This window comes from Nocardia sp. NPDC019219 (assembly GCF_040632645.1).
In the GTDB taxonomy this organism is placed as follows: Bacteria; Actinomycetota; Actinomycetes; order Mycobacteriales; family Mycobacteriaceae; genus Nocardia; species Nocardia sputorum.
On the sequence record NZ_JBEYCG010000004.1, the window covers coordinates 321,341 to 344,995 of the forward strand.

Annotated in this window: 11 protein-coding genes; 1 reads left to right on the plus strand and 10 read right to left on the minus strand. The window is 70.8% G+C overall.

Annotated elements, in window-relative coordinates; genetic code table 11:
* Window positions 1–14: 14 nt before the first annotated feature.
* The 9 genes from ABZ552_RS10955 to ABZ552_RS10995 form a co-directional block, all read right to left on the minus strand.
* Window positions 15–974, minus strand: a complete 960-nt coding sequence (locus ABZ552_RS10955) for a hypothetical protein (RefSeq protein ID WP_281878284.1) — start codon at window positions 972–974, stop codon at window positions 15–17.
* Between the two features lie 127 nt (window positions 975–1,101).
* Window positions 1,102–2,064, minus strand: coding sequence for a class 1b ribonucleoside-diphosphate reductase subunit beta (nrdF, locus tag ABZ552_RS10960; RefSeq protein ID WP_067797805.1), 963 nt, complete (start codon window positions 2,062–2,064; stop codon window positions 1,102–1,104).
* 548 nt (window positions 2,065–2,612) lie between these two features.
* On the minus strand, window positions 2,613–3,482 hold the full coding sequence (locus ABZ552_RS10965) for a dioxygenase (protein ID WP_357436820.1): 870 nt from the start codon (window positions 3,480–3,482) through the stop codon (window positions 2,613–2,615).
* A 153-nt stretch (window positions 3,483–3,635) separates the two neighbouring features.
* Window positions 3,636–4,454 (minus strand): ABC transporter permease, encoded by an 819-nt coding sequence (locus ABZ552_RS10970; protein ID WP_357436594.1) that lies wholly within the window; start codon window positions 4,452–4,454, stop codon window positions 3,636–3,638.
* The gene (locus ABZ552_RS10975) at window positions 4,454–5,275 is read right to left on the minus strand and encodes an antibiotic transporter (RefSeq protein ID WP_281878288.1); all 822 of its coding nucleotides are present in this window, start codon (window positions 5,273–5,275) and stop codon (window positions 4,454–4,456) included. The genes ABZ552_RS10970 and ABZ552_RS10975 overlap by 1 nt, the downstream gene beginning before the upstream one ends.
* Window positions 5,272–6,258, minus strand: a complete 987-nt coding sequence (locus tag ABZ552_RS10980) for an ATP-binding cassette domain-containing protein (RefSeq protein WP_281878290.1) — start codon at window positions 6,256–6,258, stop codon at window positions 5,272–5,274. Before ABZ552_RS10980 ends, ABZ552_RS10975 begins: the two co-directional genes overlap by 4 nt.
* Complete coding sequence (locus ABZ552_RS10985; RefSeq protein ID WP_357436599.1) at window positions 6,255–19,556, minus strand: amino acid adenylation domain-containing protein; 13,302 nt, start codon at window positions 19,554–19,556, stop codon at window positions 6,255–6,257. The genes ABZ552_RS10980 and ABZ552_RS10985 overlap by 4 nt, the downstream gene beginning before the upstream one ends.
* Before the next feature lie 197 nt (window positions 19,557–19,753).
* Window positions 19,754–20,215, minus strand: a complete 462-nt coding sequence (locus tag ABZ552_RS10990) for an AMP-binding protein (protein ID WP_281878292.1) — start codon at window positions 20,213–20,215, stop codon at window positions 19,754–19,756.
* Between the two features lie 138 nt (window positions 20,216–20,353).
* On the minus strand, window positions 20,354–21,445 hold the full coding sequence (locus ABZ552_RS10995; RefSeq protein WP_357436602.1) for an ABC transporter substrate-binding protein: 1,092 nt from the start codon (window positions 21,443–21,445) through the stop codon (window positions 20,354–20,356).
* A 151-nt stretch (window positions 21,446–21,596) separates the two neighbouring features.
* On the opposite strand from ABZ552_RS10995, the gene ABZ552_RS11000 reads away from it, so the two are divergent.
* Entirely contained in the window at window positions 21,597–22,181 is a 585-nt protein-coding gene (locus ABZ552_RS11000) for a hypothetical protein (protein ID WP_357436605.1), read from the plus strand.
* Between the two features lie 76 nt (window positions 22,182–22,257).
* Here the strand turns inward: ABZ552_RS11000 and ABZ552_RS11005 are convergent, their stop codons facing one another.
* Window positions 22,258–23,064 (minus strand): VOC family protein, encoded by an 807-nt coding sequence (locus ABZ552_RS11005; protein ID WP_357436608.1) that lies wholly within the window; start codon window positions 23,062–23,064, stop codon window positions 22,258–22,260.
* Window positions 23,065–23,655: the final 591 nt, after the last annotated feature.

A 23,655-nucleotide genomic window follows, 5' to 3' on the forward strand; every position in this document is an offset into this window, starting at 1 on the left:
CGGTCGCCGGCCGCTCACGGGAACAGCGTCAAAGCTTGGCGCACAACCTCTTCGAGGGCCGCGTCATCCTTTCCGGTGAGGGAGATGGCCGGTAGGCGCGGCCCGAGCGGATTGCGATTGCCGGTCTCGAGCGGCTGACCCACCGCGACGTTGTAGAACCGCAGTTCGTCCTGGGCATCTCGGTAGACGGTGCGGTTACCGACGGTGAACGCCGGAGCGCCCGAGGTGACCAGCGACTCCGCGCTGTATTCGTACGCGAGACGGATCTCGTCGCCGCGATGGACGAACGTGCAGCTGGAGACTCCTTGCTGCGCAGGCTCGGCCCCGACGCCGAGCTTCGGCAGGACCGCGCAGGGGTCGGCGCCGGTCAGCACCGTGGTGATCGTTTCCGCCGCGCTGCCCTGCCGCGGTTCCTTCTTCCATTCGGAGACCGCCGTGCTGATCAGTGACTCGGCGATCGGACATGGCTCGACCCCCAGCGGGGTGTTCACCGACAGGCCGATCGCGGCGGACGAAGGAAACCGTGCCATGGCCGAGCACGAGCGCTGGACGAGTTGCCCGGCTTGCTCGGCGCTCAGCGTGTCCTTGTCCGCCAGCACGTGGACGCTCACGTCGCCGAGCCGTTCGGTCGTACCCCGCTGGTTCTGCACTTCCGGCGCAGGTCCGGCCATGGTCCAGCGGACGGTCTTCCCCTTGTAGCGTTCCGAGCTGTCGAGTTCGGCCTTGCACGAGTTCAGCCCGTCGGTGCCGACGCTGAGCACCTGACCGACCTCGGTCAATTCGGCTCGCGGCAGCAGCGCGCAAGTGTCCATCGCACGCATCCGGCGCAGCACTTCCAGACGCTGGTCGTCGGTCTGCGGCACGGTGGACCAGAACGATCCGTCACCGGTCTGCGAAACCGCCGCCGGACTGTCGTCCTGACATGCGGCAGCGGTCAACAGCACCGCCGCGATCAGAGCCAGCCGTCGGTACATCGAAATCCCCCTCGTCGGATTTGAATGCTCTACAGCACAGAGTCTTTCACGCCGGGTCGGCGAACCAAGACAAGGCTGGGGCCCGGCATGACCGCCGGGCCCAGCGCGCTTCACCCCAACCGACGGCTCAGAACTCCCAGTCTTCGTCCTCGGTGTTCACGGCCTTGCCGATGACGTAACTCGAACCCGAACCGGAGAAGAAGTCGTGGTTCTCGTCGGCGTTGGGGGACAGCGCCGAGAGGATCGCGGGGTTGACCTCCGTCTCGTCCTTCGGGAACAGGCCCTCGTAGCCGAGGTTCATCAACGCCTTGTTGGCGTTGTAGCGCAGGAATTTCTTCACGTCCTCGGTGAGGCCGACTTCGTCGTAGAGATCCTGGGTGTAGTCGACCTCGTTGTCGTAGAGCTCGAACAGCAGCTCGAAGGTGTAGTTCTTGAGTTCGTCGCGCTCGGCCTGCGTGACCAGCTCCAAGCCCTTCTGGTACTTGTAGCCGATGTAGTAGCCGTGGACCGCCTCGTCGCGGATGATCAGCCGGATCATGTCGGCGGTGTTGGTGAGCTTGGCCCGCGACGACCAGTGCATCGGCAGGTAGAAGCCGGAGTAGAACAGGAAGCTCTCCAGCAGTGTGGAGGCGACCTTGCGCTTGAGCGGGTCGTCGCCCCTGTAGTACTCCAGCACGATCTCGGCCTTGCGCTGGAGGTTGCGGTTCTCCTCCGACCAGCGGAACGCCTCATCGATCTCCCGGGTGGAGCACAGCGTCGAGAAGATCGAGCTGTAGCTCTTGGCGTGCACCGACTCCATGAACGCGATGTTGGTCAGCACGGCCTCTTCGTGCGGGGTGAGCGCGTCCGGGATGAGGCTCACCGCGCCGACCGTGCCCTGGATGGTGTCCAGCAGGGTCAGGCCGGTGAAGACCCGCATGGTCAGCTGCTTCTCGTCGGCGGTCAGGGTGTTCCACGACGGGATGTCGTTGGAGACCGGTACCTTCTCCGGCAGCCAGAAGTTGCCGGTCAGCCGGTCCCAGACCTCGGCGTCCTTTTCGTCGGGCACCCGATTCCAGTTGATGGCCGACACCCGATCGATCAGTTTCATCCTGCCTCCACGCCTTTCCCGAGCACGCTGCCGTCACGGAATGTCTACCCTGGGGACACTACTCCTAGTGGCTGACATGTCCGGTTAGCACAACACCTTGTGTCGCCGCGACGCGCGTCCACTGGGCGAAAGAACGCCGGGACGCGCCGCGCGCGGCCCCCTATTGTGCGGCACACGTCCTTGCGGGACTACATCGGCACCGGCGGCGGTGTTGCTCCCGGAATGTTTGCCAAGTGGTGGCCGATGGGCCGGGGCCGACGTGTCGGCAGTGCGGCACACAGGCGCGGACGCCCCCTGCCGCGCGGCCGCGAAAGCGTTGCCGGGCTCGCCGATCCGTCCTTTCCCGGCGCGCCGGATCGCCCGCAGTGCCGCATGTCACCGGCGGCCCGAGGACGATCCGGCGGACGTGTCGCGTCGTCGTGCGCCTGCCCCGCGCGCTCACCCGCACCGATCCGACCCGGGGAGCGGCTACGTGGGGCGGTACAGGTAACTGGCGGTCGATGACACCGCTGCGCGCGCCTCGCCCAGGCCGCGACGCGCACAGCCGGTCACCGTGGAGGCCTGCCACCGGGCGCGCCTCCGGGCGGCCGACCGCCGGGCTGCGGTCCGGAACCGTTGCCGGACTGCGTGTTCTGTGACTTCTCGGCGACGCCCACGGTCAGCGCGACGCGCAGGCCCGAAGACGGCGCGCCCGTCACGGTGGCCAGTTCCGCGTCCCAGCCGTCGCCGAAGACGTTGTCGGAGGCCAGCGTGACCTGCGCCAGATTGCCGACACTGCGCGCGTAGCCGGAGTCGTAGGCGAACACCGACTCGCAGGTGTCCTGCGGCAGCGCGATCTGCGAGGTGAGCCGGGCGTTCCGGCCCGCGACCGCGGTCTCCAGCGAGTCGTAGACCTCGAAATGGATGTGCGGCCACCGGCCCGAGTAGCAGGCGGGGAAGATGGACGTGAAGGTCACCTTGCCGTCGGCGTCGGCCACTTGCACGCCGCGCAGATAGTTCTGCTCGGTGACGCCGTCGCTGTAGAGCGAGTAATTGCCGTCCCGGTCGCAGTGCCATACGTACAGCGCCATGCCCTTCCCCGCCGCACCGCTCGCGGCCAGGTCGCGCAAGGTGAGCTCGAGCGTCATCGGGACGCCCTGTGCGACGCCGGAGTAGGAGCCGAACGAACGGGTGATGTCGCTGCGCACCACGCCGGACTCGACGAGGATATTGGGCCCGTTGGACCCGTCGCCCGGGTACGGTCCCGCGGTCTCCTGCGGGGCGGCGGTGGCGCCGCCGGATTGCGCGGACGTCGCGGAGGCGGTCGTCGTCGTGGCCGTCGTGTCGTTCGATCCCGACGCGCAGCCTGCCGCGACCGCCGCCGCGCCGGCGGTCGCGAGGGAGAACAGCGCGCGGCGCCGGGACATCAGCACCTCCATGTCGTGTGCCAGGCCGAGATCGTGCTCGTGCGCCCCTTCGTGTCGTGCGCCCACTGGCTGTGCCTTTCGTTCGTCGAGATCGTCCTCCGCGACGGTAGGCATGGGCGCTCGTGACCGGCTGGGTCCGCGCTGGGAGTTCGCTGTGACCGGGGCTCAGCGCCTGCTGGCCCGGCGATAGCCGATGGTCGCGGGCACCGCGAAGAGCACGATCGCGCCGAGCGACCAGACGACGGTGAGCGTGAGCGGTCGCGCGAGCGGTCCGCCGGAAGCGAGCGCGCGCATCGCGTCGACCCCCACCGACATGGGCTGGTTGTGGACCACCGGCTGGATCCACTTCGGGAAGGCCACCAGCGGGACGAAGCCGGTGCTGAAGAACATCATCAGCGATGTGAGGATGGTGATGCCCTCGACCAGCGTCGATTTCGCCGTGAACACCGCGACGGAGGTGACGATGGTGGCGAAGGCGAGGCCGAACAGGACCGGCAGGAACAGGAAGGCGATCGCCGCCGCGACGCCTTGGTGGAACCGGAAACCCAGTACCGAGCCCACCAGGACGACCGCGAGGGTGCAGACGAAGATGCGGCAGCCCTCGGCGAGCACCCGAGAAGCCAAACCGGAAGCGCGGTGCACGGGCAGCACCCAGAAGCGGGCGAGCAGACCCGCGTCGCGTTCGCGGCCGAGCAGCACGCCCCCCGCCACCGCCCCGGACAGCGCGCCCACCAGGGCGACCATGGGTACCGAGCCGTACAGCGCGCTCTCACCCGTGAACTTCTGGATCTGCCCGCCGATCACGGTGTTCAGCATGATCAGCAGCAGGCAGGGGATGATCAGCGTCTCCAGCAGCGTGACCGGATTACGCGCCCAGCGCAGCAGCAGGCGCTGGGTCTGGATCAGCGTGTGCGCGACCAGCGCCGACACCGACACTTCCGAGCCGGTCCATGATTCGTGCCCGCGATCCGCCAGCAGCGCCATCATGCCCTCCTCGAGCTCAGCCGGATCGACAGCGGAACGCAGACGACCAGGATGCCGAGCGCCCACGCCAGCGGCGGCCCCAGCAGCGACAGACTCAACTGGCCCGCGTTCGGTCCGCTGTCACCGGCGAACGCGCGCAACGCGATGGCCCACTGGGACACCGGCTGATTGCGCACGAACGGCTGGACCCAGGCCGGGAACTGGCCGGCGGGCGCGATCCCGGTGGACAGCATGCCGAAGATCAACGGCGGCAGCACCAGCGCCTGCGCGGTCGCCTCGGGATTGCGCGACACGGTGCCGATGACGTCCCCGCCCCAGATCAGCGCGAGCCCGATGAGCAGCGAGAACAACACGAAGCCGATCGTCTCCGCAGTCCCGAGATAGAAGCGGAATCCGATGACGTGGCCGCAGATCAACGCGGTGATCAACCCGATGGCCAAGCGGAAGACGCTGCCGGACAGGCGCGCCGTCACCGGTACCAGCGGGCCGATCGGCATCGAGCCGAAGCGCCGGTTGAGCCCGGCGACGGAGTCGGTGGCGGCGCGGAAGGCCGCCGAGACAGCGGTGAACGCGGCGGCCTGCAGCACGACCAGCGGCATCATGTACTGCGCGTAACTGCTGAATCCGGTGCCGATGACGGTCATGATCGTCTTCAGCGGAATGTAGAAACTGGCGGTGAACGTGGCGGGCGCCAGCACCGAGGTGAGCACCTCGCCGCTCTGCACCGACGGCACGATCAACCGGGTGGTCAGCACCCACCACTGTTGTGGCCGCAGCGGCGCCGCCCGGGTCTGGCTCAGCCAGGTCGCCGCCGCCGTCACGAGACGACCTCCGGGCGCGAGAAGTCCTCCGTGGTCGCCAGATGCCCGGTGAGCTGGAGGAATACGTCGTCGAGCGAGGGGCGGCGCAGCGCGACGTCCACGAGGTCGACGCCCGCGCTGTCCAGCCGGCGCAGCGCCTCCAGCAGTGTCTTCGAACCGTCCGGGGCGGGTATGGCGATCCGGTCGGAATCCGGGCCGAGCGCGTCCCGATTCTCCCGGGGCAGCAGCGAACCCAGGGCGGCGGCGATGGCGGGCAGGTCCTTCAGGTTCAGCGGCACCACCTCGCAGTAGCTGCCGCCGGTGCGCGCCTTCAGTTCGTCGGCGGTGCCCTCGGCGATCACCTTGCCGTGATCGATGACGATGATCCGGTCGCTGAGCGCGTCGGCCTCCTCCAGGTACTGGGTGGTGAGCAGGGTGGTGATGCCGGCCTTCTTGAAGCCGGAGACCAGATCCCACACCCCTTGCCTGCTGCGCGGATCCAGCCCGGTGGTCGGCTCGTCCAGGAACACCACGTCGGGCCGGACGACCAGGCCGCAGGCGATGTCGATCCGCCTGCGCATGCCGCCGGAGTAGGTGCCGACCTTGCGGGCCGCCGCGCGCTCCAGATCGAACTCGGCCAGCAGTTCGTCCGCGCGGGCGCGGGCGGCGCGCTTGCGCAAGCCCATCAGCCTGCCGAACATCACCAGGTTCTCGTAGCCGCTGAGCATGTCGTCCAGCGCGGCGTACTGCCCGGTCAGCATGATGCTGCGGCGCACCGCCGCGGGCTCGGCCACCACGTCGTGCCCGGCGACGGTGGCGCGGCCGCGGTCCGGCCGGATCAGCGTCGACAGGACGTTCACCGTCGTGGTCTTGCCCGCGCCGTTCGGTCCGAGGATGCCGAGCACCTCGCCCGGCTCCGCCGCGAAATCCACTCCGCGCAACGCTTTCACCGTGCCGAAGGATTTCTCGATCCCTTCGACGACGACCCCTAGGTCGGAATTCATCCTCGGCCTCCCAGATGTGCATCGAGCACGCGCGCGATGACCGGCAGCACGTGCGGCGCTGTCAGTTCGTCGTGGGTTGCCTCGATGTCGTGATTGATGATCTCGCCGGTCACATACGGCCCCCAGCCATCGGGACCGAAGATGTCGGAAGTGTCGATGACCGCGCTGAAGTACACGATGTCGCCGTCGAACACCGGACGGCGGTAACCGGTCCTGGTTCGCGCGGCGGCGTTGTACGAGCCGGCCATCCGCTCCAGCGTGGCCGCGTCGATCAGCGAGACCCCGCCGAGCCGTTCCCGGATCAGATCCGCCGCCTGCTCCGCGGTCGCGTCCGCGGGAACGTCGTGGATGCCGAACACCGCGCCGAATGCGTTCACGAACGAGCCCGCGGTGAGCCGTTCGATGCTGTCGCCGTCGATGTCGGCGGTGTCGGCGTCCAGCAGCGCGACCACGCCCACCTCCGCGCCCTCGGCCTTCAGCCGCGCGGCCGCCGCGTGGGCGATCAGGCCGCCGAACGACCAGCCGAGCAGGTGGTAGGGCCCCTCGGGTTGCAGGGTCCGGATCTCGCGCACGTAGCGCTCGGCGAACTCCTCGATCGAGCGGGCGGGCGGTTCATGGCCGCCGAGGTCGGGCGCTTGCAGCCCGTAGATCGGGCGGCCGGGCGCGAGCGCGTCGGCGAGTCCCAGGTAGGTCCACGACATTCCGGACGACGGGTGGATGCAGAACAGCGCCGGTTCGTCGCCGCCGAGGCGGATCGGCAGCACCACGTCCAATCCGAGCCCGCCCGCCGCCGGAACGGGCGGCGCCGCCGTGGCCGCCGCTTCTTCCTCGGCGGCGGTGCGGGCGGCCGGGGTCTCGGCGAAACGAGCCGCCGCGTGCAGCGTCTGGATCCACAGCTCGGCCAGCTCGGTGACCTCGTCCTCGTCGAGCAGAGTGGACGGGAAGCCGAAGCTCGCCCGCAGCCGGTCACCGATCACGACGGCGTTCACGTCGATCGCCGATTGGAGCGGCACGCCCGGGTCTTCGGCGACGTGCACGTCGCCCAGTTCGTCGGTCGGCAGCCAGCCCAGGCCCTCCAGCCCGGCCGGGATGTCGCCGGTGGAGTAGCGGCCCAGGTAGTTGAAGCCGACTCGGCCCGGCAGACGTTCCGGCAACTGCCGCGCGGTCTCGGCGTTGAGATAGCGCAACAACCCGAAACCGATGCCCTTGTCCGGCACCGCGAGCAGTTGGTGTTTGACGGCGCGGATCGCCTTACCCAGCGCGGGCCCACCGGCCAGCGCGTCGTCGACGTCGATTCCGGCCAGGTCCAAGCGCACCGGGTAGAGGCTGGTGAACCAGCCGATGGTGCGGGAGAGATCGGCGCCGGGCACCACTTCCTCCTGGCGGCCGTGACCTTCCAGCCGCACCAGCGCCGACGGGTCGCTGCCGCGCCAGCGCACCAGCGCCAGCGCCAAGGTGGCCAGCAGCGCGTCGTTGACGCTGCCGTGGAACAAGCCGGGCAGGGTGGTCAGCAGCGCGGTGGTGACCTCCGCGGACACGTCCCGCTCGACCATGCGCAGCGTGCCGGTCCGGTCGACGGCGGGATCGAGTTCCCGGCCGCCGATCACCGGATCGGGGGCGGCGAGCACGTCGTGCCAGTACGCCAGTTCGGCGACACGTTGTTCCGAGCGCGCCTCGTCGGCCAGCGCGTAGGCCCACCGCCGCATCGAGGTCCCGGTCTCCGCGAGCACGGGTGTGCTGCCCGCCGACACCTGCGCCCACGCGGCCACCAGGTCCGGCACCAGGATGCGCCAGGACACCCCGTCGATCACCAAATGGTGCGCCAGCACGATCAGCCGGCCCGGGCGGGTGCGCGCGCCCGCGTCGCCCACCGGCTCCAGCCAGATGAATTGCAGCACCGTGCCCGCGGCCGGATCGAGCCGGTCGGCCGCGGCGTCCAGTTCGGTCATGGCGAACTCGTGCAGGTCGATCGGGTCGACGGCGGTGCATTCGACGCGGTGCACCAGCGCGTCCACGTCCACGGAGCCGGCCGGGCCGACCAGCAAATGGGGGCCGTCGCCGTCGGTCACCAGCCGGGCGCGCAGCATGTCGTGCCGGTCCACCGCGGCCGAGAGCACCGCGACGATCTGCGCGCGCTCGATGCCGACCGGCAGCTCCAGCACCGCGGTCTGGGCGAAGCGATCGTAGTTCCCGCCGCGGTGGAGCATGTAGTGCACGATCGGCGTCAGCGGCAGCGCACCGACACCGCCGCCGGGCAACTCGTCCAACGTCGCCACGGTGCCCGCGGCGTCGGCGGCCGCGGCCAGCGCCGCCACCGTGCGGTGCTCGAACACTTGCAGCGGGGTGCAGGTGATGCCCTGTTGCTTGGCGCGCGAGACCAGCTGGATCGCCAGGATGCTGTCGCCGCCGAGCGCGAAGAAGGAATCGTCGGCGCCCACCCGCGGCACTCCCAGCAACTCGCCGAAGATGGTGGCGAGCTGCTGTTCGGTCGGCGTGACCGGCGCGCGGTATTCGGTGCGGTCGGCGACGAACTCCGGTGCGGGCAGCGCCTTGCGGTCGAGCTTGCCGACCGCGTTGAGCGGGATCTCGTCCAGCACGACGAACGCCGCGGGCACCATGTAGCCGGGCAGGATGTCGGCGGCGAAGGCGCGCACCTTCGCCACGTCGAGCTCGGACCCGGGCGTGCGCACCAGGTAGGCGGCCAGCGCGGTCGCCCCGGTGGGGCCGGGCACGCCGAGGGTCACCGCGAAGTCCACGCCGTCGGCGCGGCCGAGCACCGCGTCGATCTCGCCCAGCTCGATCCGCTGTCCGCGCACTTTGACCTGGAAGTCGGTGCGGCCCAGATACTCCAGTTCCGGCCCCGCCTCGCCGCGGATCCAGCGCACCAGATCGCCGGTGCGGTACATCCGCTCACCCGGCGCGCCGAACGGGCCCGCTACGAACCGGGCGGCGGTGAGGGTCGCTCGCGCGTGGTAACCGCGCGCCAGCGCCGGTCCGGCGAGATACAGCTCGCCCGCCACGCCGAACGGGACCGGGCGCAGCCGGTCGTCCAGGACCAGTACTTGCGCGCCCTGCACCGGTGTGCCGATGGACACCGGGACGCCCACCTCCAGCGGCGCCGAGCCCGTCGCCCAGATGGTCGATTCGGTCGGACCGTACAGGTTGACCAAAGTGCGCCCGGTGGCCCAGCGCTCGACCAGTTCGGCGCCGACCGCCTCGCCTGCCACCGCGAGCACCCGGACGCTGGTCACTTCGGCGGGATCGAGGGTGGCCAGCGCGGACGGCGTGATAACCATGTGGGTGACCTGCTCGGTGTCGATCAGCTCGGCCAGCGCGCTGCCGCCGAACACCTCCGGCGGCGCCACCACCGACGCGCCACCGGAACCGAACGCCATGATCGCCTCGAACACCGACGCGTCGAAACTCGGCGACGCCACCTGCAGCACCCGGGAGTGCTCGTCCAAGCCGAGCGAATCCTGTTGCGCCGCGACGAGATCGGCGAGGCCGCGATGGGAGACCGAGACGCCCTTCGGTGTGCCGGTGGAGCCGGAGGTGTAGATCATCCATGCCGCGTTGTCCGGCCGGACGGGTCCGGGCAGTTCGCGCTCGTCCACGGGGCGGCTGCTCGCGGCGCTCCACCGCTCGACCAGGGCGAGGTCGTCGAGCACCAGCCAGTTCGTGCTGTCGGGGAGCATGGGCCGCAACGCCGCGAGGGTCAAGCCGAGGGTCGCTCCGGAGTCGGTGAGCATGTGGTCGATGCGCTCGACCGGGTGCTTCGGATCCACCGGCAGGAACGCCGCGCCCGCCTTCGCCGCGGCCCACATCCCGGTGAGCAGTTCCGCCGAGCGCGGCAGGCCCAGGGCGACAACGGTTTCCGGTCCGCCGCCGGACTCGAGCAGGACCCGGGCGAGGCGATTGGCGTGCGCATCGATCTCGGCGTAGGTGGTGATGTGCCCGCCGACCACGAGGGCGACGCGATCCGGGTACCGCCGCGCCGTCTCGGCCAGCAGGTCCGGCAGCGTGATGGTCGCGGCGGGCGCGGGACCGCGTACCGGCACCAGCGTCGCGCGCTCGGCGTCGTCGAGGATGTCGATGTCGGCGATGCGGATCTCGGGCCGGGTCAGCGCCGTCGTGAGTACGCGCTGCCAGCGGGTGGCGAACGCGGCCATCGTCGCCTCGTCGAACAGATCCGTGGCATAGGTCAGCACCGCGTCGATGCCCGCCGGACCGCTGTCGGCGAAGCGCTCCCGCAGATCCAGGGTCAGGTCGAACTGGGAGGCGTCGCGCTCGAAGTCCTCCACCTCGAACCGCAGGCCGGGTAGTTCCAGCACCGGTTCGACGAAGTTCTGCAGCGACAGCGAGACCTGGAACAGCGGGTGGTGGGCGGTCGAACGAGCCGGATCCAGCACCTGGACCAGCCGCTCGAACGGCACGTCGGCGTGGGCGAACGCGTCCAGGTCGGCCGACCGAACGGTGTCCAGGAACGCCGCGAAGCCCGCGCCCGGATCGACCGGCGTGCGCAGCGCCAGGGTGTTGACGAACATGCCGACGAGTTGGTCGAGCGCTTCCTCGCCGCGTCCGGCGACCGGCGTGCCGATCAGCACGTCGTCGGTGGTGGCCAGGCGTGCGAGCAGCACCGCGAGCGCGGCGTGCACGACCATGAACGGGCTGACGCCGTGCGCGGCGGCGAATTCCACCAGCGCTCGGTGCGTCTCGGCGTCGACCGTGAAACCGAAGTCGGCGCTGTGCATGGTCTGCACCGCCGGGCGCGGCCGGTCGGCGGGCAGTTCCAGCACCTCGGGTGCGCCCGCCAGGGTCTCGCGCCAGAACCCGATCTGGCGCGCGGCCAGCGATTCCGGGTCCGCCTCGTCGCCCAGCACCTCGCGATGCCAGAGCGCGAAGTCGGCGTACTGCACCGGCAGCGGGACGCGGGTGGCGTGCCCGCCGGAGGCCCGCTCGGAGTAGGCCGCGACCAGGTCGGCGGCCAGCGGCGCCATCGACGCGCCGTCCGCGCTGATGTGGTGCACCACCAGCACGACGACGTGCACCGGCGGCGTGGCGGCCGCGATCGCCTCCGGTCCCGCGGCGTAGCTCGACGCCACCGGCGCCGACCCGGCGACGGGCGCGGACGAGACCGGCGCGGCGCCGGTGGACGGAGCCGACGCCACCGGCGCGGCGGTCGGTGCGGGCTCGGCTCCGCCGTGCAGGCGCAACAGGCCCACCCGCAGCGGCGGCTGGGCGGCGAGGTCGAATCCGGTTCCCGCCAGCTCGGTGATCCGCTCGCGCAGCGGGGCGCCGTCCTCGGTGTCGATCACCGGCATCGCGGGCACGGCCACGTCCGCGTCCACCACCACCTGACGCGGACCCTCCGCGTCGGTGGGATAGAGCGTGCGCAGGCTCTCGTGCCGGTCGACCACGTCGACGAGCGCCGCGCGCAGCGCCTCGACGTCCAGATCTCCGGTGAGCCGCAGCGCGACCGCGATGTTGTAGGCGGGCGAAGCCGGATCCATCCGGTTGAGCACCCACATGCGCTGCTGCGCGGGCGACAGCGGCACGCGATCCGGCCGGATCCGCGGCGCGAGGGCGAACCGGCCGGGCTCCGCGCCGGTGGCGGGCACCACCCGGGCGGACAACTGGGCCACGGTCGGCGCGTCGAACAGATCGCGCAGCGCGATCCGCGACCCCAGCGCCGCGTTCACCCGCGCCACCACCTTCGTCGCGCTCAGCGAATTGCCGCCGAGTTCGAAGAACGACTGGTCGACGCCGACGCGCTCGCGATCGAGCACCTCGCCGAACACGGCGGCCACCGCCTCCTCCACCGGCGTGCTCGGCGCGAGATAAGGCCGATGGTCCTCCGCGAAGTCCGGCACCGGAAGGGCTTTGCGATCCAGCTTGCCGACCGGCGTGAGCGGAATGGTGTCCAGCACGACGAGGTAGCCGGGCACCATGTAGCCGGGCAGCTCGGCGGCCACCTGCGCGCGCAGCCGCTCGACGTCCAGCCGCGCGCCCTCGGCGGGCAGCACGTAGGAGACCAGCACGGTGGTGCCGGCCGGGCCGGTGCGCCCGATGGTCACCGCGTACTCGACCTCGTCGTCGCGGGAGAGCACCGCGTCGATCTCGCCCAGCTCGATGCGCAGGCCGCGGATCTTGACCTGGAAGTCGCTGCGGCCCAGATACTCCAGCTCGTAGCCGTCGCCGTGGTCGACCCAGCGCACCATGTCGCCGGTGCGGTACATCCGCCCGCCGGGTGCGCCGAAGGGGTCGGCGACGAACCTGCTCGCGGTCATCTCGTACCGGTTGAAGTAGCCACGCGCGAGCGCGGGACCCGCCAGGTACAGCTCGCCGGGCACGCCCACCGGCACCGGACGCAGCCAGGCGTCCAGCACCACGGTGGCCGCGCCGCGGATCGGTCCGCCGATCGTGATCGGCTCGCCGGCGACGAGTTCGCCCGGCCCGGTGGCCCAGATGCTGAACTCGGTGGGGCCGTACAGATTCACCATCCGCCTGCCCGGCGCCCACCGCTCGATCAGCTCCGGCGTCGCCGCCTCGCCCGCGACCGCGAGCACACGCAGCTGGTCCAGTCCGGCGGGTTCCATGGTGGCCAGCGCCGACGGCGTGATCACGGCGTGGGTGACGCGCTGGGTGCGCAGCAGCGTTTCCAGTTCCGTCCCGCCGTAGACGTCCGGCGGCGACACCACCAGCCTGCCGCCCGCGCCGTGTGCGGTGAGCAACTCGAACACCGAGGCGTCGAAGCTCGGCGAAGCCACCTGGAGCGCGCTGGCGGTGTGGTCGAGTCCGAGCGTCTCTCGTTGCGCCGTAACAAGATTCGCGATGCCGCAGTGGCTGAGCAGCACGGCCTTCGGCTTGCCGGTGGAGCCGGAGGTGTAGATCAGGTACGCGGTCTGGTCCAGGTCGATCGGCCCGCCGCGCTCCTCGTCGGTGATCGGCGCCTCGGACACGGTCATCACCCGCCGGATGGTGTTGAGGTCGTCGAGCAGCAGCCAGTCGATCGTGCCGGGCAGCGTCTCGCCGGTCGCGGTGACCGTCACGCCGATCGGGGCCTTCGAATCGCTGAGCATGTGCTCGATGCGTTCCACCGGGTAGTTCGGGTCCAGCGGGGCGAACGCCGCGCCGGTCTTGGCCAGCGCCCACACCGCGACCACCGATTCCAGGGAGCGGGTGAGCGCCAGCACGACGAACACCTCGCGCCCGACGCCACGGCGCAGCAGCACCCGGGCATAGCGGTTGGACCAGGCGTCGAGTTCGCGGTAGGACATGGTGAGCGCGCCGGCGCTGATCGCGATCGCGTCCGGATCGATCCGCGCGCCCGCCGTGAGCAGTTCGGGCAGCGTGGCCTGCGGCACCGACTCCGGGCCCCGCACCGGCACGAGCGCGGCGCGCTCGGCGTCGTCGCAGTACTGCAGCTGGGACACCAGCGCGCGCGGGTTGTCCGCGAGCTGGGTCAGCAGCCGGACGAAGCGATTCAGCAGCGGCCGCGCCTCCTGCTCCGGAAGCTGATCGGCCATGTACTTCAGCGTGATCCGCAACGTGTCCCGGCCGTCGTCGCCGCGCAACGGGATCACCATGAGGTTCAGCGGATACGGCGTCGCGTCGGTGCCTTCCACGTCGAGCACCCGCATGCCCGCGATGTCCAGCGCCTGCGACAGCGCTTCGCGATCGATCGGGTAGGACTCGAACACGGTGAGCGTGTCGAACAATTCGGCCAGCCCGACCGCCTGGTGGATGGCGGCCAGCCCGACGTGCTGATGGTCCATCAGCCGAGCCTGCTCGGACTGCACGCGCGCGAGCAGGTCGGTCACCTTCTCCGCCGGATCCAGGCGCACCCGCACCGGCAGCGTGTTGATGAACAGGCCGACCATCTCCTCGACCCCGCCCAGTTCCGGCGGCCGTCCCGAGACGGTGCCGCCGAACACCACGTCGGTGCGGCCGGTGAGCATGGCCAGCAGCATCGCCCACGCGGCCTGCACCAAGGTGTTCACCGTCGCGCCCGCCTCCCGGCCCGCGGTCTCCAGCCGGGCCACGGTGTCGCGGGAAAGATCGGCGGAGATCATGCCGGTCTCGGTCGATTCGATGCCCGCGAGGGTGGGGACCGCGCGGGTCGGCGTGTCGATGCCGGCCAGCGACTCGGTCCACGCCGCGAGGGATTCGGCGTCGTCCCTGGTCGCCAGCCAGGTCAGGAACTCGCGGTAGGAGTGCGCGGGTGGCAGGGCGGCGGCGTCACCGTCGGTGACGTAGAGGGTGAGCAGCTCGCGCACCAGCAGCGGCGTCGACCAGCCGTCCAGCACCAGGTGGTGGTTGGTCAGCACGAAACGGTAGGTGTCGGAGGCGATTCGGATGAGCGTGCAGCGCAGCAGCGGGGGACGGGTGAGCTCGAACCGGGTGCGAGCATCCAGCGCGATCAACCGATCGGCCTCCCGATCGCGCTCCCGAACGTCGGCGATCCCGGTGAGATCGGCTTCCCGCCATTCGATCTCGGCGTCGGCCAGGACGAGCTGGCGCGGACCGTCCTCGGTCTCGACGAAGGCGACGCGCAAGTTCTCGTGCCGGGTGACCAGAGCCTGCGCGGCGCGGCGCAAGCGGGCCGCGTCGACGGTCCCGGCCAGGGTGAGCAGCGACTGCACCGTGTAGCCGTCGGCGGTGTCGGAGTCGTACAGCGCGTGGAAGAGCAGCCCGTACTGCAGCGGCGAGAGCGGCCACACGTCGGCGATGTTCGGGTAGTCGCGCTCCCAGGCGTCGATCTGCGCCTGGGTGACGGTGACCAGGTCGAAGTCCGACGGGGAGCGTCCGCCCGCGCGCGCGGAAGCGGCGTGCCCGGCCAGCGCGCCGAGCGCCTGCTCCCACAGCGCGGCGAGTTCGCCGAGATCGGTCTCGTCGAACAGCCGTCCGGCGTAGGCCCAGGTCACCTCGAGACCGGCGTCGGTGAGCACGGCGTTGATGTCCACCGCGGCGGCCAGCGGCGCGCGGTCGTCCTGGGTGGCGGCGAACCGGCGCGGCAGCCACGGCTCGGCCTCCCCGCCGGTGGACGCGCGGCCGAGGTAGTTGAAGCTGATCTGCGGGGTCGGCGCGCCCGCGAGCGCCGCCGCGGTATCCGGGACCAGGTAGCGCAGCATGCCGAACCCGATGCCCTTGTCCGGGAGGGCGCGCAGCTGTTCCTTGGTGGCTTTGATCGCGGCGCCCGCCGCGTCCCCGCCCGCGAACGCTTCGGCCACATCGATGCCGGTCAGGTCCACCGCGACGGGGTAGACGCTGGTGAACCAACCCACCGTGCGCGCGACATCCGCGCCCGGCAGGACGCTCTCCGCGCGGCCGTGGCCCTCCAGGGTGAACAGTGCCGAGGTTCGCCCGCGCCACCGGGCCACCGCCAGCGCGAGCCCGGCCAGCAGCACGTCGTCGGCGCCGCAGTGGAAACGATCCGGCGCGGTGGCGAGTACGGTGTGCGCGATGCCGACGGGCACGACGGTCGTCAGATGCGCCATGGAACCCACCACGTCGAGAGCCGGGTCCATCGGCGCGGAGCCGAGCGCGGGATCGGGCGTGGCCAGAACGCGTTGCCACAGCGGCAGCTCGCCGGTGCGGGTGGCCGCGTGCTCGCGCTGTCCGTGCGCCCAGCGCCGGAAGGACGTGCCGACCGGCGCGAGCTCGGCGCCCAGCGCGGCGGTGGCCAGATCCGGCAGCAGGATGCGCCAGGAAACGCCGTCGGTGACCAGGTGGTGCAGTACCAGCCACAGCAGCGGCGCCGCACCGGGGCGCTCGATCCATACGAAACGCGCCATCACGCCCGTCTCCGGGGCGAGCTGGTCGGCGGCGCGCTGCAGCGCACGCTCGCAGGTCGTCTCGAGGTCCGTGTCCGCGGTCACGGCTTCCAGCAGGGCGCCCGTGTTCACCGCGCCTGGCTCGGCGACCACCCAGCTCCAGCCGTCGCCGGTGTGGCGCAGCGTCGATCGCAGCAGGTCGTGCCGGTCGAACAGGGCCTGGAGCGCGGCGACCAGACTCGCGCGTTCGCTCTCGGCGGGCAGCTCGATCAGCACCGCTTGGGCGAACCGCCGCCAGGCGTCACCGGTCTCGAGCATCGCGTGCACGATCGGGGTGAGCTCCACCTCGCCGACTCCGCCGCCGGGCAGCTCGTGCACCACGCCGGTCGGCACGTCGGTGGCCACCGCGGCCAGCGCCGCGACGGTCTTGCGCTCGAAGACATCCCGTGCGCCGAACCCGAGTCCGGCCGCCTTCGCCCGCGACACCAGTTGGATGGAGACGATGCTGTCGCCGCCGAGCGCGAAGAAGCTCTCGTCCACGCCCACCGATTCCAGGCCGAGCACCTCCGCGAACAGCGCGGCGAGCGTCTCCTCGCGTGGTGTGGACGGCGGCCTGCTCGTGGTGGTGCGCCCGCCGAACTCCGGTGCGGGCAGCGCCTTGCGGTCCACCTTGCCCAGCGGCGTGAGCGGAAGACTGTCCAGCACCATGATCACCGTGGGCACCATGTAGGACGGAAGCGACTCGCCCGCAGCGGCTTTCAGCGCTTCCGGATGCGGCTGCGTTCCCGGCTTGGGCAGCACGTACGACACGAGAGCGGTCGCGCCGGCGCCGGTTTCGACCCCCAGGGTGAGCGCGAAGTCGACGTCGTGATGGCGTTGCAGGGCGGCGTCGATCTCGCCGAGTTCGATGCGGAAGCCGCGCACCTTCACCTGGAAGTCGCTGCGTCCCTGATATTCCAGTTCCACGCGCCCGTCGTGGCCGACCCAGCGCACGAGGTCGCCGGTGCGGTACATGCGCTCGCCGATCGCGTACGGATTCGCGACGAAACGGTCCGCGGTCAGCCCGTTGCGCCGGTGGTAGCCGCGCGCCACACCGGGCCCGGCGAGGTAGAGCTCACCCGTGGTGCCCGGCGGCAGCGGCCGCAGCCAAGGGTCGAGGACCACGGCCGACACGTCGCGGGCCAGACCGCCGATGGTGACGGGACCGCCGGGCATCAGCGGGGCGCTGAGGGTCACGGTGATGGTGGTCTCGGTGGGGCCGTAGCCGTTCAACAGCCTCCGCCCCGACCACTTCGCGACCAGTTCGGGCGGGCACGCGTCGCCGCCGACGATCACGGTGCGCAGCTCGGGCAGCGTCGCCGGGTCCAGCGATCCCACGACGGCCGGGGTCACGTTGAGGTGCGTGACGCGGTGCGCGCGCAGCACCTGGGCCAGTTCCTCGCCCGCGTACGCCGACGGCGGCACCACGGCCAGCGTCGCGCCCGCCGCGAGCGTCACCAGGATCTCCTCGACCGAGATGTCGAAACTCGGCGATACCGCGTGCGCGACGACGGCGTCCGCGTCGACGCCGAACCCGGCGCCGGAACTCGCCACCAGATTCGCCAGTCCGCGGTGCGAGACGAGCACGCCCTTGGGGAGGCCGGTGGAGCCGGAGGTGTAGATGATGTACGCGACCTGGTCCGGTCGCACCGCGGCGGTCCGATCGGCGTCGGTCAACGGTGCGGCGTCGCGCTCGGCGACCGCCCGCTCGGTGCCCTCGTCATCGAGGATCAGCCAGGACACCCGATCCGGCAACGACTTGCGCGCGGAGGCGATCGTGATCCCCGCGACCACCCCGCTGTCGCCGACCATGTGCTCGATCCGGTCGGCCGGATAGGTCGGGTCGATCGGCACGAACGCCGCGCCGGTCTTGGCGACCGCGAGCGTCGCCAGCACGGAGCGGACCGACCGCGGGATGGAGATCGCCACGGTGCGCTCGGGTCCGGCGCCCGCCCCGATCAGCACCCGGGCCAGCCGGTTGGTGTAGTCGTCCACCTGGCGGTAGGTCAGCGCGGTCTCGCCTTCCACGAGCGCCGTCGCCAGCGGATCGCGGGCCGCGCCCGCGGCGAGGATGGCGGGCAGCGTGCGCGCCGCGACGCCCGCGGGCCCGCGGGCGGGTGCGAAGTCGGCGCGCTCGTCGTCGGACAGCACCGGCACGCTCGCCAGCGGCGCGTCCGGCCCGGCGGCCAGGAAGCGGTGCAGGAACGACAGGAAGCGCCGGTGCTGGCCGGTCAGCTCGGCGTCGCTGTAGAGATTGCCGTTGGCCTGGAAGTCGATATGGGTGCTCTCGCCGCCGACGCCGGGATACAGGTTGACGAACAGGTCATCGATCAGCCCGGAGGTCAGGACGTGCAACCGCCCGGTGACCGGGCCGAGCTGGATCCTGGTGTCGACCATCATCAGGTTCACCGAGGGGCCGAACGACCCGGCCTCGTCCATCGGCCAGCCCAGATCGCGGAAGATGTCCTCCTGCCGGTAGCGCTGGCGCCGCAGCGCCCCGGTCAGCTCACCCTGGGCCGCCCGGATGACGTCGCCGACCGTCGTGGCCGGCGTCATCCGCAGCCGCAGCGGGACCACGTTGGCGATCATGCCGCCGGAACGGCGCAGCGTCGCGGTGGTGCGCGCGGACACCGGGAGGCTCAGCACGACTTCCGGTGCGTCGGTCATCGCGGACAGGTACGCGCCGAACGCGGCGACCACGGTCGGCGCGACACCGGAGGACACCTGCTCGGCCACCGCGTCCAGCAGGCGCGCGGTCTCGGCGGGCAGCGCGCCCGTGACCCGGCTCGGATGTCCGTCCACGCGCGCGGTGCGCCCGGCCAGGCTCACCGGGTCGGCCATGCCGTCCAGGTGCGCGATCCAGTGCTCCCGGTCCGCGCTGAACCGCTCCGAACTGCGGTAGGCCAGATCGGCCTCGACGATCTTGCGCAGGTCCTCCGCCTTCGCCGGCGGCGCCTCGCGGCCCTCCACGGCGGCGTTGTACAGCTCGCCGGTGCGCTGCACCATGGTCAGCGCCCCCATGCCGTCGAGCACGATGTGATGGATGCGCGAGTACCAGAACCAGCGGTCCGCGCCGACGCGCAGCATGGCGATGCGGACCAGCCGGTCGCGGGTCAACTCCAGCGGCGCCTCGTACTCCGCGCGCATCCACGCGTGCGCGGCCGCCTCCGGCTCGGGTTCGGCGCGGAAGTCGAGCGTTTCCAGGCTGTCGTCGAGGGTGGGGTCGACGAACTGGAACGGATGACCCTCCACCTCGATCAGGCGGAGGTAGCCGGTGCCGAACTCGCGCCCGGCCTGCCGCGCCGACCGCGCGAGCAGGTCGAGGTCGATCGGCCCGGTCAGTTCGACGTATTGGGCGATGGAGATCGGCGTTGCGCCCGCGACGTGCTGGGCGAACCAGATGCCGCGCTGCGCCGCCGACAGGGCGAAGGCTCCGTCGGGGAGAACTGTGTCCGGATTTTTCGCCGAAAGGGAAGGCTGTTGCATGACGTGTCCTACGTTCTGACCGCGGTCGGGCTATCCGGCAATGACCGCCCGTAGCCACCGCGGTAGCGGTAGTACCTGCCGCCGCACAGCACGCGGCAACTCAATTCTGAACCGGCGCGGCCGGCGCTGCGGGGGTATTGCGCACACTGCGCGACCCGAACATCACTGTTCGGGTCGCGGGGGACGGACATGCCCGGTCAGGCGGTCTTCGGAAGCAGATCCAGATCGGCCGCGCGCAGCGGCGCGGCGGAACTGGCCAGGTAGCGCTGCAAGGTGGAGCGCTCGTCCAGCACCAGCCAGGTGATCTCGTCCGCGCGCTCCGGCTGCTGATCCTTGGTGGTGACGCCCACCGGGGTGCCGAGCGCGTAGGAGCGGTCGTCGGTGACCGGGACGGTGATGGCGCCGATCTTGGTGGCGGCCCGCTCGGCCACCACGGACTCGATCGGCTGGTCGATCGCGACCGCGACGCGGGTGCCCGGTCCCGCGCCGATGGCCAGCAGCAGCCGGGCGAGGCGGTTGGACCAGCGATCGAGTTCGGCGTAGGTGAGGTCGCAATCGGCGGCGGACGCCACGACCGCTTGCGGATCGACCCCGGCGACGGACTGCGCTTGCGGCAGGACGTACAGGTTGTCGGCGAGCGAATCGGTCAGCGTGTGCATGTCGTGTCCTCGGGGTCGATTGAGAGGTTCTCGGCGTACCTCTGAATCTCGTCCTCGAGACGGCTTTTCGACAGCAACCCCAGCGCTGGTCCGCGCACTCCCAGGGTGGGGGAAACCTCACCCAAGGGGGTGGGCCGGTCAGTCGGTCACGTAGCCGTTGAGCGTGTTGCGCAGATCGGTGAGCAGGGCGCGGGCGGCGGTGAGGCCCTCGCCGTGCCAGACGCTGTCCTCTACGGCGAACACCCGGCGATCGGTGGCGGCGCCGAGGTCCTTCCAGTCGTCGCCGCGCAGCACCGCCTCGCCGTGCTTCTTGCCCTCCGGGCCCGCGAGGATCACATAGATGACGTCGCCCTCCACCTTCGTGGCGAACTCGTCCTCGCGCACGTCGAACGAGGCGCCGCGCTGGGCGGCGGGACGCTGCACGCCCGCGTCGCCGAGCACCTGGCCGGAGAAGCTGTCGCTGCCCTGCACCCGCTCGGTGTCGGCGGTGAACCGGACGACCGACGCCTGGGTCTGGCCCGCTGCCAAGGCGGCGCCGGTGTCGCGCGCTTCGGTTCGGTAGTTCTGCAGTGCGGTCTCGGCCGCCCCGCGCCGTCCCAGACCGGCCGCGAACGCGGCGAACTCGGCCTGCCAGCTGTTGTTCGAGCCGACCAGCACGGTCGGGGCGATGGCCTGCAGTGCGGTGAAAGTCGCTGTGCCGGCGGATATCTCGCCCAGGATGAGATCGGGGTGCAGGTTCGCGATCCGGGCCGGATCGGGCTGCTCGGCGGTGCCGACGCCGGGGATCTTCAGCACGCCGGTGCCGAGGTAGGCGGGCTGCGGACTCGGCCCGTCCATGGTCACCGTGCCCACGACCCGCTCCCACAGGCCGAGCGCGCAGACCGCGTCCAGCGCGGAGGTGGTGAGCACGACGATGCGCTGCGGGTCGGTGGGCACCTCGGAGACGCCGGCCGCGTGGGTCACGCTGCGGGTGGGCTCACCCGGATCCGGCGCGCTCGGCAGCGCGCACGCCCGGGTGGTGTCACGCTCCAGCCCGACCACTCCCGCGCCCGCGATATTGGTGGTGGTGCGCACGATGGACGCGGAGTCGTCGGTGGTTCCGCCGCATCCCGCCACGAGAATCGCCGCGGCCGCCGCCACGACCGCCCGCCACCGGTGACCGGCCGCGCTGTTCCGATGGCGGACCGCGCGAATTCGGGTGCGTCCATGCATCACGTCGCTCACCGGCATGCGAGTGAGGGTACATGTCGGCGCCGGTCCTCCCGAGGGTGAGGTGGAAGCGGCGGGCGGCCGTATCCCAGAGGTTCTGTGGTTCGCTTGCGCGACCGTGTGATGACTCGAACGGGGGTGCTGTACGCGGATGCGCATACGACGACGCGAGTTGATCGCCGCCGCCAGGCAGGCCGAGGCCGCCATCGAGAACCTGCCAGCGCGATCGCGCCTCGATCTCACGGAGATGGTGCGGTTTTGTGGCCGTGTGCATTGCGGCGAATCCTCCAGTCATGCTCTTGCGGTGCATGCCATCCGCGCACAGCGCACCATCGGAAGCAGCGATGCGGCGGCCATGGATACCCCGTTCGATCGGCTGCGGCTGGAGGCGCTGGACAGCGTGGCCCGGGACATCGAGGGGCTGGACGCGGACACCGTCGACTTGACGCACGCGGACCGGATAGCCGAGGAGCTGACGCGGTTCTTTCAGCAGAGAAAGGTGGCGGGACGCCCGTTGGCGGGGGTTCGCCTGATCTGCCTGAACGAGGCGTACGCGGTCGCCGGACGATATCGGGGCCCGTATCTCGGAGCGCGGAATATCGCCGATATGAGATTGTTCGCCGATCCCGAAGACGAGCAGTTCGTCGCGTTGTGCGACGAACTGACTGTTCGAGTCGAAGAATCCGGTAGCTATCCGGTGATCGTCGACAGAATCCGAGAAGCCATGGCGGAGTTCACCCGCGCGAATCCGGTGTGAGACGCCTATGCGCTGGTAACCGTTGGCCCGCAGGAGGGTCCGCCATGGTGGGGAGTCTTCGTGCGGGCCGTTCGCGTCACGCGCGGTTGCCGCCGATGCTGAAGCGGGCGCCGGTGGCGTCGCTGACCGCGGACATGCGGCCGTAGGGGGTGTCCTGGGGTGGGGAGAGCACGTTCCCGCCGAGTTCGACGAGCCGCTCGACGGTCTTGTCCACGTCGTCGGCGCCGAAATACACGATCCAGCCCGCGGGGGCGCCCTCGGGCAGGAAAGCCGAGGCGTCCATGACGCCGCCCAGCATCGGGCTTTCGGCGTGGATCGTGGAGTAGCGGAATTCGGGGGCGTCGGAAATGGTGAAGACGTCCGACCAGCCGAACACCTCCCGGTAGAACGTCAGCGAGGCGTCGTAGGCACGGGTGTGCAGTTCGAACCAGGACGGCGCGCCCGCATGCTCGCGCCACTGACCGCCGGAGACCAGGCCCATGGTTTCGAATCCGGGGAACGTCCCGGCTTGCCAGATGCCGACACCCGCACCGCCCACGTCGCCCAGCACGGCCATCGTGCCCAGTTCGCCGACCGCCATCGGCGGCACGACCAGCGACGCCCCCGCCGCGGTCGCCGCGTCGGCGGTGGCCTGCGCGTCGGAACTGGACAGATACACCGTCCACTGTTCCGGGCTGTCGGTGTCGCCGGGCATCCGGGCCATGGCGCCCGCCACCGCGCGCCCGTCCTTACGGAAGGTGACGTACCCGCCGAACTCCTCGCCCGCGCTCTCCGCGGTCCAGTCGAACAGCTCGCGGTATAACGCGATACTCCGATCGAGATCGGAGCTGTACAAATCGACCCAGCAGGGATCGCCGGGCTTGCTGCTATTCGGTGTCGTCATCGCTGGTCTCCTGGCTGAGGTGAACTCGTGTCACCGATACAGACGCCCACCGTCCACAGAACTCATCGGTCCCCGGCGCGACTAGTCCGAGCGACCGATGACCTCAGGTCGCAGCGGAGCTCCGCCGATCGCCGCCCGGCCGGGGCCGCCGATCGCCACTCGCCCGAGGGTTGGCAGGTGCGCCGATCCCGGCCAGCGTCTCGCCTGGAGAGCTGGGTGCGCGGTCGGACGAAATTGTTGGAGGGTGGTCTACTCCGCCGTATCGCTGTCGCCGACCGCCGCCACGGGCACCCGAGTCGGTTTCTGCACCAGCACCGCAATCAACCAACCCATGGGTTGCCGACTACGCGCCAACTCACCGCGACCATGTCTTTCGAGCGAAGCGAGACCGAGCATTGCCCGTTCGCGGCCCGAGCCATGAAGGGGCCGCGAACACGCCGCGCGAAGGCGCGGCAGAACAACACAGCTACGACAGAGAGTAGGACCCGTGCGGTCGGCCCGGGCGCGCCCGGTTTACGATGCCAAGAGCGCAAGCGAACTGTCGTCTGTCCCGACATCGGGGTGGATGCGATCAGCGGAGCCTGCGGAGCG

Bases quoted from the DNA above. Each gene is read 5' to 3' on its own strand.
- ABZ552_RS10955 (WP_281878284.1), bottom strand. From the start codon at position 974: ATGTACCGACGGCTGGCTCTGATCGCGGCGGTGCTGTTGACCGCTGCC.
- nrdF (WP_067797805.1), bottom strand. From the start codon at position 2,064: ATGAAACTGATCGATCGGGTGTCGGCCATCAACTGGAATCGGGTGCCC.
- ABZ552_RS10965 (WP_357436820.1), bottom strand. From the start codon at position 3,482: ATGGAGGTGCTGATGTCCCGGCGCCGCGCGCTGTTCTCCCTCGCGACC.
- ABZ552_RS10970 (WP_357436594.1), bottom strand. From the start codon at position 4,454: ATGGCGCTGCTGGCGGATCGCGGGCACGAATCATGGACCGGCTCGGAA.
- ABZ552_RS10980 (WP_281878290.1), bottom strand. From the start codon at position 6,258: ATGAATTCCGACCTAGGGGTCGTCGTCGAAGGGATCGAGAAATCCTTC.
- ABZ552_RS10985 (WP_357436599.1), bottom strand. From the start codon at position 19,556: ATGCAACAGCCTTCCCTTTCGGCGAAAAATCCGGACACAGTTCTCCCC.
- ABZ552_RS10990 (WP_281878292.1), bottom strand. From the start codon at position 20,215: ATGCACACGCTGACCGATTCGCTCGCCGACAACCTGTACGTCCTGCCG.
- ABZ552_RS10995 (WP_357436602.1), bottom strand. From the start codon at position 21,445: ATGCCGGTGAGCGACGTGATGCATGGACGCACCCGAATTCGCGCGGTC.
- ABZ552_RS11005 (WP_357436608.1), bottom strand. From the start codon at position 23,064: ATGACGACACCGAATAGCAGCAAGCCCGGCGATCCCTGCTGGGTCGAT.